The organism is Paraburkholderia phymatum (assembly GCF_040965635.1).
GTDB classification, from domain to species: domain Bacteria; phylum Pseudomonadota; class Gammaproteobacteria; order Burkholderiales; family Burkholderiaceae; genus Paraburkholderia; species Paraburkholderia phymatum_B.
On sequence record NZ_JBFRCH010000023.1, the window covers coordinates 80,791 to 97,282 of the forward strand.

A 16,492-nucleotide genomic window follows, 5' to 3' on the forward strand; every position below is an offset into this window, starting at 1 on the left:
CGTACGAGGCGTTTCGCGGGCTCGCTTATGCACAGCTGCGCGTCAACGCTCTTGCGATCGAGAGATTGGCGTCGCGTCGCTTCGGTCGTTCCAGTCGGTCCTGCGCGTGGCCATCGTCAACAATGTCGTCGGCAAGCTGTCCGGTCAATGGCTACGGCAGCTGATGTCGGCCGTAGTCAAGACGGCGGCGTACGACGCCCCAGTCACCTCTTATGCGTCGAGGTAAGTACGATAACGACCTTTCTTGAGCAGCGCATTCGGTCCGCGTCCGTGTCTCGTGTCGGCGAGCGAGACAGTGACTTACGACGTATTCGGCGGGAAGATCGATTTCTGACGGGGCGAACTCGATCAATGGAGCGTGAGGCGCGGTGGGGCCGTGGCGGTGTGCGGCGATTATGCACCCGGTGTCTGCGCATTGATGCTTGCACTCGCGTTTGCCGGAGCGATTGTCGTTCCGGCGCGAAGCGCGACGAGTATCTTGAGATTGCTGAAGTCGGCCTTGTCGTCATGTTCGAGTTGGCAGGTGTTTGCCAAATCGAACGCCGGGTGGTGCCTGTCATCGCCCATCCGATGGTCGAACAGTTGCGCGTCAAAGGTGCGGCCGGTCTGATTCTCTTCAGTTCCGGCTCGACAGGCCGAAGCAAGGCTTCCCTGCTCGACTTTGACCGGATGGCGGCGCGGCTCGAACGGGCCAATGGCCGCGCGTACGTCACGCTCGTCTTTCTGATGCTCGATCACATCGACGGCATCAACACGCTGCTAACCGTGCTTAGGTAAGGTGGCGCGATCGTGACGCCGGCTGGCAGAACGCCCGATGCGGTGTGTGAAGCGATCGGGCGCTACTGTGTCGAATTGCTGCCGACAAGTCCGACGTTCATCAACATGATGTTGACGCCGATGTTTGCAAGCGCTACGACCTGTCGACCTGTCGTCGCTGAGGCTCATTACATACGGCAGTGAACCAATACCTGAAACAACCCTTGCCGCACTGCTCGGCGCAATGCCCGGCGTGAAGCTGAAACAGACGTACGGACTGTCCGAGCTCGGTATCCTTCCGACGCGGTCGAAAGGCTCGGGTTCACTGTGGATGAAGCTCGGCACGGAGGGGTTCGAGCATAGGATCGCCGACGACGTACTCTGGATACGCTCCGCAACGGCGATGCTGGGCTATTTGAATGCGCCCTCGCCGTTCGACGACGAAGGGTGGTTCAACACCGGTGACGTTGTCGAGACAGATGGCGAGTATGTACCCGCGCTCGGGCGGCGCTCAGAGATCGTCAATGTCGGCGGCGAAAAAGTTTATCCGGGCGAAGTCGAGAGCACGCTGCTTGCGGCCGGAAACGCCCGGGATGTGACGGTGTCCGGCCGGCCGACTCCGGTAATGGACAGGTCGTCGTCGCCGCGTTTCGGTGATCGAGTCCGAGGCGCCCGCGGCGCTTGCCGCGCGGTTAAGAGATTCCTGTGCAAGGTGCCTTGAACGTTTCAAGGTGCCTGTCCATATCGATATCGATAATAGCGTGCATCATAACGTTAGATTCAAGGAAGCCAGAATTTTAGCACCGACGGAGCAATCACTATGAGCGATGCAGAGGACGTAGTCATCATTAGTGGAGGCAGTAGAGGCCTCGGGCTCGCGCTGGTCAGCCGAGCAAGCACGGCGACATCGACGGTCTGATCGAACGCGATGTTCACGCCGAGCGGTTCCACTGGCAGCCCAGTCGACAGCGCAGCCGTGTCGCAGTTCGTCGCCGGCGTTGCAGACCGCTGGGATAGCGTCGGCGCGCTTGTAAACAATGCAGGCGTGAGTCACGACGGGCTCCTCGCGCTGATGCGCGCCGACGCGATCGAGCAGATGATTGCGGTCAATCTGACTGGCACCATCGTGCGTTCGCAAAGCTGCACGAAGTGGATGATCCACGCGAACCGCGGTGCGATTGTAAAGGAAGGTCTGCAGAAGTCGTTTTCGTAGCGGTGATCTTCCACACTCATCGGAGTCTGAACGCTGACGACATTCCTTGTGCGGAGATCGCCCGGTACGGTCACCTGTCAGGGGCTGTGCCGGTGAAACATATGGCCGCACCGGCCCGATCTTAAGCGTTTCGCAAAGCTCTGCGCGCCATCCACAAATTGCTCAACGCGAACAACGTGGTGGTCTGGGCAGTATTTTTCATCAAACCACGATAGCGGGTCTTCGCATAGCCGAACTGCCGCTTGATGACGCGAAACGGGTGCTCAACCTTGGCACGGATGCCGGCCTTGAGCCGTTCGATCTGATCGTGTATCGCGTCCAGAGGATCACTCAGGTCCAGTAGTCTGCGCTTGCCCGGTCTCATCGCAACATGCCAGCGAGCTTTGTCTGGCTCACAATGCTTTTCGATTCCCTGATACCCGGCGTCAGCGTAGACATCCGTCTCCTTGCCATGCAGCAACGCCTGGGCAACGGTGATGTCGTGCACATTGGCCGCCGTTCCAATGACTGTATGAACCAGTCCGGAGTCGGCGTCGACGCCGATGTGCGATTTCATTCCGAAGTACCAGTTGCCGCCTTTCTGCGTCGAGTGCATTTCTGGATCCCGGGTGCCGGAACCGTTTTTTGTCGAACTGGGCGCGGCAATCAGGGTGGCGTCGACTGCGGATCCCGCCTTTAGCATCAAGCCTTTTTCCGTCAGGATCTCATTGACCAGCGCGAGCATTTGCGCAGCCAGCCCATGTGTTTCGAGCAAATGGCGGAACCGGAGAATCGTGCTTTCATCCGGCAAACGCACCATGCCGCCGTCGAGACCCGCGAACTCGCGATACAGCGGCACGTCGTACAGCGCCTCTTCCATTGCAGGGTCCGACAGACCGAACCACTGCTACTGAGATTGACCCGACGCACCCTCAGGAGGAAACTGGGCGTCTCATTCTCGCGGACCGATGTGGAGGCACATCATGGAAATTGATCTTCTCGGCATTGACCTCGCCAAGCGCGTCTTTCAACTCCACGGCGCTGATGTACGGGGCCGGGCGGTGTATCGCAATAAGGTTTCGCGAACGACTCTGATTGAAACAGTGCGGGCCCTGCGTCCTCAGACGATCGCGATGGAAGCTTGCGGCTCTTCCCATCACTGGGCGCGGCGTTTCGAGGAAGCAGGCTTCAAGGTGCGCCTCATCAGCCCGCACTACGTTACGCCCTTCGTTAAAACGAACAAGAATGATCGAAACGACGCTGAAGCTATCGTCGAAGCCGCATCCCGGCCGTCCATGAACTTCGTCGCGGTGAAGTCGGTTGAACAGCAGGACATGCAGGCAGCGCACCGGGTGCGCGAACTTCTTGTCCAGCAACGAACGGCGATCATCAACCAGGCAAGAGGTCTTCTGGGCGAGCGCGGCATCGCGATAGCCCAGTCGCCGGCAGCCTTCAGGAAAGCGATACCCGAGATTCTCGTACAGTCTGAGGGAGAACTCACCAGCTTCTGCCGGTCCCTGATCATGACGCTTGTTCAGCATTTGCGCGCTCTGGAAGAGGAAATAGCCGTGGCAGAAGGCTGGATTCGCTCATTCATGGATCGATCGGCTCTGTGCCAGAAGATCGCCGCCGTGCCGGGAATCGGCCCAATCACAGCGACAGCAATTGTCGCCGCTGTCGGTCGCGCTGATGGTTTCAGGAATGGCCGTCATCTCGCGGCGTGGCTTGGCCTGGTGCCCCGGCAGCACTCGTCCGGTGGGAAGTCGCAACTCTACGGCATCAGTAAAAGAGGAGACAAGTATTTGCGCACACTCCTGATTCACGGCGCCAGATCCGTCCTGATACGCGTGGCAGGCAAGCTCGACGCTCGAAGCCGCTGGCTGCAGGAGTTGATTGCGCGTCGGGGTTACAACCGGGCCTGTGTTGCACTGGCCAACAAGAATGCACGGCTCATTCAGGTGCTTCTGAGCACCGAAGCCACATACAAGCCTGGTGTATAGGCCCGATTCATAAAGGCATTGAAGCCATGGAGTACACGTGTTAATCGTAGCGACACAACCATCACTGGTTTGCGAAGCTTCCTGATTGTGATGACAAAACCGGTTAGACCAGCGCCCCATGATCCTGTACTTTCTGCCGGCCGATCAAAAAGGCCGAACTGCTGCCAAGGACGGGGCGCGCGGATCTCATCAAGGCTGCGGGCATGCTGGCAAGCCCACCAGGCAAGCCGGATACATGTTTGCAGACCGTTTTACGTCACAAAAGAAAGCTTGCAAAACGCGTCGGGTCCATACATGCATAAAATGAACTTGCAGCATCGTCGCGATCGGGAAAGGCGGCCGTCCGGTTTTGCCTGCCGGATAGTGCGGCTCGATCAGCGCAATCAGCTTCGACCACGGCACAACACGCCGCATCTCATCGAGAAATTCCCGCTTGCGAGTGCGCTTGGTTGACAGATCCAGGCCAAGACCCAACTGCGACATTACTCTTCTCCTCAACTAATTCGCGATGCTTCCAGGATAGCTGAATGGGGCGTCAATGCCAGGACTTTTGCAGACCTTCCTAAACATTGCGTCGGTAAACGCGAATCGCGGCCATGCGGGTGTCGCCGCCCACAGCGCAACCAAGTCGGCGCTCGACGGCCTGCGCGCAGGCTTGCGCGTGAACTGGGTTAGGCGGGCCACTTCGGCACGCAGTCTCGATAATTCCATCTGCTCAGACTTACCGGCTTTGTATCGGCTCCGCTGAGCTTGCGTTCGCGCTCAGCCTTGACACGGTTGGAAATCGAATTGGGCCGGCGCGCCCAACGTCGCGGGCACCGCCGAAATGTTCTGGCCGTCCTTGACCAGCCGAACCGATTCCAGCTTACAGTAAATTCGAGCGTGTATCGCGCACGCTTTGTCTTGCTCATCTTCTTGTTTCTCCTTGCATGAGTTCAAACGCTCAGCAAGGGATTCGTTTTTCGGGGGGGCAAGCTCACTCCTCAATCAAAGCCGGCGCGCCTCAAAAGGCGCTTTCTTTGTCTTTTTGCTTCACAAAGGACAGATTGTTCATCAATGATGGTGGCACGACCTCCTCTCATTATCACCCTCCCGTCGACAATGACGGTATCGACGGGCATTGAACTCGCCGAAACACCCAAAAGATTTCCTGGAAGCGCGACCGGCGCTTGCGTTATATCTCCCATCGCCCTTATAACGATATCGGCTCGCTTCCCCACGGTGATACTGCCTACTCGTGAGTCGAAACCGAGGCATCGGGCGGCATGCAAGGTTTGCATACACAAAATGTCTGAGCCGCTCAGCGGTTGCCGCAGGATTTCCGCTAGGAGGCTAGCCCCAAGCGCCGGGCTGCCCAACGGGAAACTAAGCAGAGTATCTACCGCGATGGCAACGGGTACACCTCTTCGGAAGAGGCTGATTTGTTGATTTTCGTTGGTAAGAAAAAGTGCGCGCTGCAGAATGTTAAGCGGACACCAGATGGCGTTCGCACCTTCGGCGACGAGAATCTCGGCGTCTGTTGCCGAGATCGCATTTAAATGCGTGAGGGTTGTGAGGTTGTCGAGAGCATTGAGTCGCTGTAAGCGACGAACACCGCTCATCCCAAACTTTTCGCATTCCACCGCATAGCTCGCGGTCAAATACCCCAGATGCTCATTGAATATCGTGTCATGCTCGTTTGCCAAAGTTTTGGCTCCAACAATTAGTTCATCACTTGCGCTACCCTCACCATAAATACATACAAATCCCTGAACTAGCACGCTCGGGTTAGTGTTTCGCTTTAATTCTTGCTCGCAGGCTTTGATGGATCGGTTGAGATTCGCAGGTGCCCGGTCCAATATGTTGCTGGCTATCAATCCTGGGGCGGAAGCTCTCATCACGGAGAGGTCGTCCCACGCGTAGGGTGCAGCCACTAATGCTCTTACTCCGCATGCCGTCAGTGCATCTGCCATTGCATCCGTCTCGAACACAGTTCCGGCTTCCGCAAAAAAAGTAAATCCTTTACGTAGCATCGCGACTGAGAACGCCGCAGCCAGCGCCGAAGTGATTTTTTCGTCTGTTGCGCATTTCAGATCACTATACGTCGATCCCGTAAGAGCCAAAGCATCCAGGCCAAACGCGTGAAATCCCGTCGAGGTTAAATGTACGTGCGGGTCAATGAAGCCTGCATGGACGATTGCCCCGTTGGCATCGATAGTGTCATTGGCGATGAATTGTTCCGCCACGAGATCGTTTGGACCAGTTGATACAATAACGCCGCCCTCAATCGCGATTGAGCCGGATGGAATCTGTGGATGAGCCGAATCACTTGTGACACAAAAACCATTCTTCACGATAAGATCGACATGCTTTCGAGCTATGGTGCTCATCACATTTCTCCTTCATTGGTGTTCGTCGTCAACGGTGAGATGTAACGACTAAAAGTTACGGAGCTTCTAGTACGTGACGGCGGGAACTGCTTAGTTGCTAAGCGGAGGGTTCGACAATGGCCTATGTTTGACTTTGGTAGCATCGACGCAGCTCGCGGTGCCAGTAGCCGACTAGCGATCGATTCACGCAGCCCAACAGACATGAGCAATCTTACTGTTATCATGAAGCCCGTTTCTATCCGTATGAGCGAGCTGAGCACGTCGACGGCGATTACCGTCGCCTCCGCGAACGGTTTGTAGAAAAATCTGGAAACGGTGTATCCGTAGTCGCTTATGCTGCAACCCATGACTACCGGTGCTGACCTTGAGCTTTCACCTTGGCGACGTGGCCGTCGTGCTTTGATATATTTTGTCGGTTTCGTCTCCATGCTCCGCTACAAGAAAGTGCGACGCCTGCAAGAATCAACGCGACGGAATAAAGTTGCTGCAAACTGAGGGTTTCGTTGAAAATATATGAATCAACGACTACACCAATGGCTGGCACGAGGTAATGATGTGTACTTGCAAAAACGAGTCCATCAGTGGATACGAGTTTGTAGTAGCTGACATATGCAATCGCCGTTGACACAGTACCTAGCAGCAGCAAAATGATGAGCGTGTGAGATGAAGGCAAGTTAGCAGTTGGTGGATCAATCACTAGACTGATGGGAATGATGATCACGCAAGCCCAGCAGATAATCGCGGCAGTCGAGCGTACGTTTGCATCGGGCGGTAATCGGGCGGCATATCCACCTGAGATGGCGAAGCTTGCAGCGGAAGCGACGAGAGCTAACCGCTGCAGAGACAGATCAGTGACGCTTGGTATGATTGAGGCCTTTATGAAGTACATAGTGCCGACGAAACCTAGCGTAACGCCAACGATTTCAATAATACTAGGAAGACGTCGTAGCCTCAGATAACTTACTAAGGAGCTGAAGACTGGAGTCGTTGCAAGCAACACACTTCCTTCGCTTGCAGGAGTGCTGATCAAAGACCACGATATTAGAAGAAACGGTACAATATGTCCAAATGTGGCTATGAAAAAGTAGGTTCGACACGAACTACGAGGAGTTGCCTGCAGGCGGATTTTTTGCACCCGAAGCCAGCAGACTAAGAATATTGCCGCGATCGTCAGTCGCGCTGAGACGATGTTAAGGGGCGAGACTTCACACACTGCCATTTTGGCGAATACAATGGTTCCGGTCCAGGCAAACGAAATGAACAACAGCAACGCGAGCGATGCTGCCATTTTGCTTCGAAGGTTCGTGCTGGTGGTGATCATGTGACTAACCGCAACGATCGCGCAATATAAGTTCTCTGCGAGCAGAAGGGGAGAAGGTGGCCGGGGCGTTAATCGGCAAACTCCCGAAGGTGATTGCGGTAGCCTTCAAACACTTCTAACAAGGTGTCGGACAGGGCGGCGCATTCTTCCTCAGTTGTAGCAAGTGATAGGCTGAAGGTGCCGCGCTGAGGAAGATAGAACCCACGTGCGAGCATCTCCAAGTGGAGTACCTTCCGCCAAGCGGCTGGTGTAGTTATGCAACTGATATTCTTTGGTGGTTGCTTTTGAAAATGAAGAGACAGGAGCGAACCGATACCTCCGACGTGCAGAGGCACTTGCAGGTCATTTGCATTTGACTGCAAGTCGGCGCGTAAACGCTCGCCGAGCTCATTCACTCGCTCGATCTCTTGCCGCGTTGCGATGTGATTCAAGCCGACGAAGCCTGCCGCGGCTGTCAGCACTGCATTATTGAAGGTGCCACCATGAACAATAAAGGCGTTGCGTGAAGGATTCATGCACTCCAATACGTCTTTGCGACCGCCAAAAGCGCCGAACGCGAAGCCGCCCCCGACAAACTTGCCAAGCGTGGTAATGTCAGGGATGATTTGAAGTCGCTCTTGCAGTCCTCCGAAAGCCAGTCGGCCAGTTTGCACTTCATCAAAGATTAAGAGGGCTCCGATATCAATTGCGTATTGCTTCAACTTCTCCAAGAAGTGTATTTCCGCTCGTATTCCACCGGCGCTGCCCATCATCGGCTCGACAATTATTGCAGCGATTTCGCGAGGAGCATGATTTATAGCCTCAAGCACAGTTGTCGCATCATTAAAATGCACAAGAATCACATCGTTCAGGTCCGTATTGGGAGCGTGCGAATTGGGAAGGAAGTTCATGACGCTACCGTGATATCCACCAATGAAAGCCAGAATCTTTTGTCGTTGAGTGAAATAGCGGGCAAGCTGGACTGCTAGAAGATTGGCCTCAGTGCCGGAATTACAAAACCGCACCCGCTCGATAGATGGCCAGCGCGTACAAATGGCGCTGGCTAGACGCGCTTCATGTATAGAGGGAGCGCCATATCCAATCCCCGTGGACAAGCTATCGTGTATCGATTGAACAATTAGCGGATGAGAGTGTCCATAAAATGCGGCGGTTAGATCATTGGAAAAATCGATGTATGTATGACCGTCTAAGTCCGTCAGTGAGCTCCCTCTGGCAGCTCGCATTACCAAAGGAAATGGATCGAAGTGGAGAGCCGCGCGCGTATTTGCGCCGGGAAGATAGTGGGCGGCAGCAGCGAACTGTTCTGCACTTTTCGGATTTCCATTGACATAACGTTCTCTCAGCTTTTGTAGAGATGACAACATGAAAACCTCCGATACGGGGTAGAGGGCTGGGAAGGATTGTGAGTCAGCCGAGGTCACTCCTTTGCATCAGATGGCTATTCAACTTACTCGCGAGCACGCTGACGTGGGGCGGTGCAGTCATCGTGTAGTGATTGCCCGGAACTTCGTGAATCTCGATACCACCTAGTGCGAATTGGCGCCACCCCAGATCACCTTGCGGCTGAGTAGTGCTGACGCGTAATCCCCGTTCGGCCGCAAATAGAACGGACTTGCAGTCGTATGGCTGAGGTGTATGGGCATAAAGCGCAATTCTATTTGCATTGGCAACGGTCAGGAGGTGGCCAATCTGGGTTTCGTTCATCTCTGGGATATCGCATTCTTCTCTTCCAAAATCGAGCAAGGCCGCGATCTGCCGATCCGGTTTAACAAACTTAACTTTTCGCCAATGTTTCTTTATGCTTGGAAAAAGTATGCTCAACGTCACAATGTCGTCGCTCAGCCATTCGGGAATTGGGTCGTCGCCGAGCAGATGATGATGCCGTCTGCTGGTATTTTCGTCGGGCCTGTGAATTGCCTTGGTATCGAGCAGCGCAAGTAATGCAACCTCGTCGCCGGCATTGCGCAATTGGCATGCCATCTCCCAAGCAATGCTTCCTCCCATGGATAATCCGACGAATTGGTAAGGACCATTTGGCTGAACGCTTTTGACGACGTCGATATAATCTCGTGCCATCTCAGGAATGCACAAATGGGGTCTAGCCTCACCATCTAAACCCCGCGCTTTCAAGCCGAAGAGCGGCTGTTCCTTACCCAGCGCGTTCGCAAGAGGTATATATGACATTACGTGTCCGCCAAACGGATGAGGGCAAAACACTGGCGCCCGCGAACCGCTGGTTTGTATCGGCACCAAGGCGTCGAAAGGCCCCTTTCTCGTCGATAGAGCCTTGGCAAGGTCCTTTGGTGTCTGATATTGGAGCAGAAGCGAGACGGACAATTCTTTATCCGTAATCTGCTGGATGCAATTGATGACACTCAGGGCGCTCAGCGAGTCGCCACCAAGATCAAAGAAACCGTCGGTCAGGGCAACGTCGTCCAAGCCCAAAATGGCCCGAAATATCGCGGCAATTCGGCCGTCCAAGGCTTCCGGCGCCGTCGCCTCAATCGCAATCGGACTGTGCGTTTCTCCATTCTCTTCAGGGCGATCGGCTAATGTGGCCGCTACCTCGGGTTGGCTCGCGGCCACCGCTTGTACGTGCTGTTTGACCGGGGCCGCATCAATCCAATGGCGTTTCGAATCGAAAGGATAAGAAGGGAGAGGGATGCGATGCCGGGGCTGATGACCGTGGACACCAGACCAATCGACCCTAACGCCGCGCGTCCACAGCTCGCCCAGGACCTGTAGCAGGCTCGCATGCTCGCCTTGTCCACGATCTTTTCCCGGTAGGGCTGAGAGGGCAGTGAAGGCGCGCAGATCGCCGGCTGATTTATGCTGCCTGATGCATTTGGTCAGAGCGGAGCCGGGCCCAATTTCAATGAACAAATCGTGATTTGATTGAACGAGCCGATCTAGTGCCAAATTGAACTTTACAGTCTCTCTTAGGTTGCGGACCCAGTAACCGCCGTCGAGCGGGACGTTCACCTCAACCCAGTCCCCCGTGACCGTCGACATGAAAGGTATTTGTGGATTACGAAAGTCGATCTGTTCAGTAGCAATCCTGAATTTTGGCAAGATTGGATCCAGCAAGGATGAATGCACGGCATGACTTGCGTATATCTGTTTACTCACGAGGGATCGCGCCTGCAACCGCTCATGAAGCGCTGTAACGGCGACGACGCCTCCCGAAACGATGCAGTGGCGCGGCCCGTTTACGGCTGCTAATGACAGATCTTCGTTCCAGTAACGCTGGAGCTCTTCGGGCGATAGGTTGACAGCGATAATGCCGCCAGCTTCTACGCCAGAAGTCAGTCGTCCTCTTGTCAGAGTTAGTCGAATAGCGTCGGGTAACGAAATGACGCCCGCAATATGAGCCGCTGCGTATTCTCCGATGCTGTGACCTACCACAGCCGCGGGGAGAATCCCCCACGAAATGAGGAGTTTAGCTATCGCATATTGAGTTGCGAACATGACTGGCTGTATGAGGTCTTGCAACTGTGGGTCGAGCTCACCATCGGATTTAGGTTCGCAGTACAACAAAGGGCGAAAATCAGTGTGTGCGAACTCGTTAATCCACTTTGCACATTCATCGATGGCTTCCCGGAACACCGGTTCTTGCGTATAAATCTGCCGACCCATTCCGATCTGCTGCTCTCCTTGTCCAGAGAACATGAAAACGACGCGGCGTTCGTTGCGAGACTTACTCAGAGGCGAATTCGAGTGGCTTATCGCCAGATCGAGTTGGTCGACCAGTCCCGCTATATCGGATCCCACGAAGCATGCACGGTATCCAAGATGCGCCCGACCCTGTTGCAAGGTATATGCGATGTGCGTCGCGTCGTGCTCAATGTCACTTCGACGCAGGAAGGCCGAAAGCCGCCGAATCATTTCGGTCAGTGCCGACGTGCTCGCTGCCGATAGAGGAAAGACGCATAATCCGGGGCGGAGCTGTTCGCGTGCCATCGGCGGGGATTCTTCGAGAATAGCATGTCCATTCGTGCCGCCAATTCCGAATGAACTGATTCCGCCGCGCCGTGGCCCATCATTCTTTGGCCAAGCGGTGCCGGTCTTGTTCACAAACATAGGACTATTCTCGAAGTCGATGTTAGGATTTGGCTCATCAACATGTAGGCTAGCGGGAATGATGCCCTTCTTTAGCATAATCGCGAGTTTTATTAAGCCGGTGACGCCAGCTGCCGCGTCAAGATGGCCGATATTTGATTTAACCGAGCCTATTGCGCAAAATTGCTTCCTTTCGGTGTGAAGGCGGAATGCCTTAGTAAGGCCGGCGATCTCGATAGGATCTCCCAGATACGTTCCCGTACCATGTGCCTCGACGTAACTAATGGTATCCGCGGAGACGCCAGCATCGGTGAGGGCAGCTTGAATTGCCGTCGCCTGTCCGTCGGCGCTAGGAGCGGTGAAGCCGACCTTAGCCGCGCCATCGTTGTTGATAGCGCTGCCTTTTATGACGGCCCAGATATAATCGCCGTCTCGGCAAGCATCGGTCAGCCGTTTAAGAACGACGACTGCGGCTCCGCTGGCCCTCACTGTTCCTTGTGCTTTAGCGTCGAACGCGCGGCAGCGCCCATCAGGAGATAGGATATGACCCTGCTGATATCGATAACCTTTTCCATGGGGCAGGGAAATCGACGCACCTCCTGCCAATGCCATGTTGCACTCGTTGGTGCGCAAGCTCTGACAGGCGAGGTGGACCGCGACTAGTGAAGTGGAGCAAGCGGTCTGAATCGACACGCAGGGGCCAGTCAAATTGAGCTTATAGCCTAGTCTTGTTGCTGTGAAATCGCGGCTGTTAAGAATGTGAACCTGCAGTTTCTCTGAGTCCAGTAGGCGTTCGCCTATCTCGCACTCGGGCGCATAGTGATTAGCCCCCACGCCTGCGAATACACCGACGGTATCTTGTGCGTCGCCACGTGATCCGTATCCGGCATTCTCGAGGGCGTGGTATGCTGTCTCCAGCAAGATTCGCTGCTGCGGGTCCATCCACGACGCCTCCTTCGGTGAGATGCCGAAAAAAGCTGCATCGAAGACGTCAAACCCACTAATCACGCCTTCGCGCTTGACATAGTTGGGTTTACAGAAAGTGTCCTGGTTGACGCCCGCTTCTCGCAATGTCTGTTCATCCAGATCCGTGATGGACTCTATACCGTCGACCAGATTGTTCCAGAACTGATCGACGTCGTCCGCTCCCGGGAACCTGCCCGCCATGCCGATTATCGCAACAGCATTGATGTTTTGGTTCCGTGCGTGCTCGCTTGCGGCCGACGTAGCTAGTGTCTCGACAAGCTTAGCGGGCTGACTTGCATCGGAAAGTGTGGCCAAATGCGCGGCCAGTTTTCTGATGGTGGAGTGCTCGAACAGATCCACAATTTTGCAATCGATGCCTAAGCGTTCGCGGATTCGAGCCTGGACTTCGACGATCGCCAGAGAATCTCCTCCAACATCAAAGAAATTATCGTCGTCGCAAAAAGAGTCCAGCGTCAGCACCTCCTTCCAGATATCCGTTAGCTCACTATGAAATCTGCCCGTTGGCAAAAGTCGAGCTTTCGGCTTCAGAGATCCTATTGGATCAGGAAGTGCGCGCTTATCGATCTTTCCGCTATTCGTAGTCGGTAGCTGCGGGAGGACTACGAATTGTGAGGGAATCATATGCGACGGCAACGAAGTGCGCAAAAAGGCGCGAAGCTCATCAAACTTTTCCGAATTATCGAATCCGCCCACTATATAGGCTGTCAGTTTCGGACTGCCGTTTTCACCCTCTCTCAGAGTCACACCGCATACCTTGACGTATTCGTGCTCCATCAACTTCTGCTCGATTTCGCCAAGTTCTACACGCATGCCGCGGATCTTGACCTGCTCATCCTTTCGGCCTATGAATTCAATCATCCCGTCCGAGCGATAGCGCGCTTGATCTCCAGTCTTGTAGAGCTTGGATTGCGGGCGATTATCGAATGGACTTTGTATGAAATGCGCGCGTGTGAGTTCGTCACGATTGACGTACCCTCTGGCCACGCCGACGCCACCGATGTAAAGTTCGCCGACTGCACCAACGGGTACCGGATTGCCGTAGCGATCCAGGATGTAAATCTTCGTGTTTATCGCCGGACGTCCAATCGGCGGCTTCTGGCCATCGGCGTTCACCTCCGTCCTTATGCAATAGACGGTTGCTTCCGTAGGCCCATATGAGTTAAAAATGCGACGATTCTGCCCCCATCGGTCAATGAGGCTCGACGGTAATGGCTCTCCCCCGGACTTGATCACAGTAAGGTCAGGGAGGTCTGTCGATGGCAAAGAGGCCCATGCTGTCGGTGTAAGGCCGGCGGTGTTAACAGACTCTCGGCGCATGAATTCAACAAGTTCCGCTCCCGGTAGGGACGCCGACGGTGGCGGCAGACACAAGCGCCCGCCTGCAGATAAAGCCAACAGGAAGTCAAAAATCGAAGCATCAAACCCACAAGAAGCGAATTGCAGCACGCGACTATCAGGCCCCAACTGATAAGTGCGCCTTAAGTCCTCCGCCATGTTGGACGCACTACGATGTTCAATCTGAACACCTTTTGGTTTGCCGGTAGATCCCGAAGTGTAGATTATGTAGGCCAGATCTGATGGGCCTGCGGGACAGAAGGGAGTTGTGGTTTCATGCCGAGCAATATTGGTGCGATCTCGATCGAGAAGGATCATCAAGCGTTCGCCCGCATTCACAGAATTCGGCCTTGCCACGGCGTTATCGAATGGGAGATCTGTAAACTTTGCCACGGTAATAACCGCAGCAGCGCCCGCGTCTCGCATCATGAACCCTAGGCGTTCGGCTGGTAGTCGCGGATCGAGGGGAAGATAGACGGCCCCCGCCTTCAAGACTGCGAGGAAGCTGACGATGAGGTCGCCTGAGCGTTCGATAAGGACGCCGACGACGTGTCCAAGGCCAATACCTTTCGAAATAAGGTGTCGGGCAAGCGTATTCGCCTGTTGATCGAGTATGGCATAGCTGAGTTTCTCGGACGAGGAACTGACAGCGATATTCTCAGGGTAAGCGACTGCCATACCTTCAATCAGTTTATGTAGACAAATGTCAGACCGAAAAGGCACCGTTGTGTCATTTAATTCATTCAGAAGCAGGCGCTCGTCTTCACGGGTGATTAAATTATACTCGCCTATCCGTTGCGCGGGTGCATCTGCAATCGCATTAAGCAATAAACGATAGTGCTGCGCGAGTCCTTCTATTGTGGTTTGATCCCATAAATCGGAGTTGTATACGAGGTAAAGTCGGACTGTTTCTTTTCCAACCAAAATGCGAAGATCAAGGTCGATCCAGGTGTCTGTCTCGCACAATCGAATTTGTACGGGTATGCCGGAAAGCTCCACTTCGCAGGGTGTAAAGCCAAGGGAGCTCACAGCCTCCGGAATAAAGTTGAATACTGCTTGCGCCAATGGATTTCGGCCAGGTATATGAGAAGGCTTGAGTCGCTCCAGCAGCGTCGTGAGGGGGAAATATTCGTGCTTGCGTGCCGACCGTGTTAGTTCATGCACCCGTTGTAGAAAGTCAAGGAAGATTGGATTCCCAGAAAGATCCTGAGGTAGAACGCCTAGTGTCACAAAATAGCCAAACGTCCCAGAAAACCTCTCGAAAGGACGGCCGAGGCGCGGTACGTACAGAGTTATGTTGTCTTGGTCGCAGTAGCGATGTAACAAGACATAATAGGCAGCAAGTAGAACCGTGGCGAGCGTTACCTTCTCCTTTTTCGCTAACTGCTCTAAACGCCCAATCAGCGACATTTCGATGTCTAAAGACACTACTGACCCGTTGCTTGCGTTATGCGCAGTTCGTGGCCTGTCGGTCGGAAGAGCCAAATCAGGATCATGTCCAGCCAACTGCTTCTGCCAATACGACCACATGCGTTCTCCATCGTGATCCGTGAGGACTCGATCCTGCCATGATACGAAGTCCTCGTAAGAAGCCGTTCCGCTTGGACTAGGAATCGTCGTGTTGTTACAGCACGCGCGGTAAATCTCGCCGAATTCGTGCAGGAATGTGCGAATGCTATATCCGTCTGTAATAATGTGGTGGAAATTGAAAAGAAGGACCTCTTCTGTTTCACTGCGGATGAACAGGTGAGTGCGAAATAGTGGCCCATTTTCAAGATCGAAAGGTGTCCGCGCTTCAGCCGAGACAGATCGAGCGAAATCTGGATTTTCTTCTCCCTGCGATGGAACGATGTGCAAGTCCGAGAAAACCGACTGATGTATGTGCTGAACCGTTCGAACGCCTTCCTGATGAAACGTCGTTCGGAGCATTTCATGTCGGTCGACTAATATATGAAGTGTGCGGCGTAGTGCCGCGAAGTTAAATGATGTATTTGCGCGGATCTCGACGGGCAAATTGTATTCGCTACCAGTTGGCCTTTTTTGGTGGTGCAACCAAAGACCCATTTGGTCGCGCGAGAGAGGTCGCTTTATGTAGCTCATTTCGTCACTCCGACGGTCTTTTGTTCGAAAAATGCTACCAATTCTTGCGGCGACAGGTGTGAAATTTCAAATATCTTTTTGTGCGTCGGGTATGAATTGGAAATAATATGTTTATATTGCGATTAAAACTGTATTTTTATGTGGAAAAATGATTCATTTAGTGCGGCCGTTTATGTGAAAATAACCAGCCGTCTGAAATCCCAATGCTCTTAATTTAAGGTCAATCGGGAAGCCGTGGTCAACGCCAACGGCGAGTGCGGCCTCAATCAATATGAGGTGCGTCCTGGGGCTGACACTTGATGCGAATGTCCGATGTGTGAGGCTGACCCGCCTGGAAACAGCATGCAAAGGCGCAAGCACAGACCAACCGACA

8 protein-coding genes and 3 pseudogenes are annotated in these 16,492 nt (G+C 54.1%); 4 read left to right on the forward strand and 7 right to left on the reverse strand.

The features are described 5' to 3' along the window. Positions 1-351 precede the first annotated feature (351 nt). The 3 genes from AB4Y32_RS29010 to AB4Y32_RS29020 all read left to right on the forward strand — a co-directional run bounded on the left by AB4Y32_RS29010 (position 352) and on the right by AB4Y32_RS29020 (position 1,969). Entirely contained in the window at positions 352-777 is a 426-nt protein-coding gene (locus AB4Y32_RS29010) for a hypothetical protein (protein WP_368724619.1), read from the forward strand. Between the two features lie 232 nt (positions 778-1,009). Continuing rightward, positions 1,010-1,477 (forward strand): hypothetical protein, encoded by a 468-nt coding sequence (locus AB4Y32_RS29015; RefSeq protein WP_368724620.1) that lies wholly within the window; start codon positions 1,010-1,012, stop codon positions 1,475-1,477. Positions 1,478-1,684: 207 nt separating this feature from the next. Further along, a complete protein-coding gene (locus AB4Y32_RS29020) occupies positions 1,685-1,969 on the forward strand; it encodes an SDR family NAD(P)-dependent oxidoreductase (RefSeq protein WP_368724621.1) in 285 nt (94 codons plus the stop codon). A 121-nt stretch (positions 1,970-2,090) separates the two neighbouring features. On the opposite strand, the pseudogene AB4Y32_RS29025 reads toward AB4Y32_RS29020, so the two are convergent. After that, positions 2,091-2,855: pseudogene (locus AB4Y32_RS29025) on the reverse strand (IS5 family transposase); the annotation flags it as partial. Positions 2,856-2,931: 76 nt separating this feature from the next. On the opposite strand from AB4Y32_RS29025, the gene AB4Y32_RS29030 reads away from it, so the two are divergent. Next, entirely contained in the window at positions 2,932-3,948 is a 1,017-nt protein-coding gene (locus AB4Y32_RS29030; RefSeq protein WP_368724622.1) for an IS110 family transposase, read from the forward strand. A 288-nt stretch (positions 3,949-4,236) separates the two neighbouring features. Here the strand turns inward: AB4Y32_RS29030 and AB4Y32_RS29035 are convergent. The 6 genes and pseudogenes from AB4Y32_RS29035 to AB4Y32_RS29060 all read right to left on the reverse strand — a co-directional run. After that, positions 4,237-4,431, reverse strand: a pseudogene (locus AB4Y32_RS29035) (IS5/IS1182 family transposase); the annotation flags it as partial. Between the two features lie 189 nt (positions 4,432-4,620). Further along, positions 4,621-4,859 (reverse strand): annotated as a pseudogene (locus AB4Y32_RS29040) (IS3 family transposase); the annotation flags it as partial. 72 nt (positions 4,860-4,931) lie between these two features. Then, the gene (locus tag AB4Y32_RS29045) at positions 4,932-6,317 is read right to left on the reverse strand and encodes an amidohydrolase family protein (protein ID WP_368724623.1); all 1,386 of its coding nucleotides are present in this window, start codon (positions 6,315-6,317) and stop codon (positions 4,932-4,934) included. A gap of 349 nt (positions 6,318-6,666) precedes the next feature. Further along, positions 6,667-7,638 carry a DMT family transporter gene (locus AB4Y32_RS29050; RefSeq protein ID WP_368724624.1) on the reverse strand — a complete coding sequence of 324 codons (972 nt, stop codon included), beginning with the start codon at positions 7,636-7,638 and terminating at the stop codon, positions 6,667-6,669. 68 nt (positions 7,639-7,706) lie between these two features. Continuing rightward, complete coding sequence (locus tag AB4Y32_RS29055; protein ID WP_368724625.1) at positions 7,707-9,002, reverse strand: aspartate aminotransferase family protein; 1,296 nt, start codon at positions 9,000-9,002, stop codon at positions 7,707-7,709. A gap of 43 nt (positions 9,003-9,045) precedes the next feature. After that, positions 9,046-16,119: a non-ribosomal peptide synthetase/type I polyketide synthase gene (locus tag AB4Y32_RS29060; RefSeq protein ID WP_368724626.1), complete on the reverse strand. Its 7,074-nt coding sequence runs from the start codon at positions 16,117-16,119 to the stop codon at positions 9,046-9,048. Positions 16,120-16,492: the final 373 nt, after the last annotated feature.

Coding starts and splice junctions, on each gene's coding strand:
- AB4Y32_RS29010 (WP_368724619.1), top strand. CDS start 352: ATGGAGCGTGAGGCGCGGTGGGGCCGTGGCGGTGTGCGGCGATTATGC.
- AB4Y32_RS29020 (WP_368724621.1), top strand. CDS start 1,685: ATGTTCACGCCGAGCGGTTCCACTGGCAGCCCAGTCGACAGCGCAGCC.
- AB4Y32_RS29030 (WP_368724622.1), top strand. CDS start 2,932: ATGGAAATTGATCTTCTCGGCATTGACCTCGCCAAGCGCGTCTTTCAA.
- AB4Y32_RS29045 (WP_368724623.1), bottom strand. CDS start 6,317: ATGAGCACCATAGCTCGAAAGCATGTCGATCTTATCGTGAAGAATGGT.
- AB4Y32_RS29050 (WP_368724624.1), bottom strand. CDS start 7,638: ATGATCACCACCAGCACGAACCTTCGAAGCAAAATGGCAGCATCGCTC.
- AB4Y32_RS29055 (WP_368724625.1), bottom strand. CDS start 9,002: ATGTTGTCATCTCTACAAAAGCTGAGAGAACGTTATGTCAATGGAAAT.
- AB4Y32_RS29060 (WP_368724626.1), bottom strand. CDS start 16,119: ATGAGCTACATAAAGCGACCTCTCTCGCGCGACCAAATGGGTCTTTGG.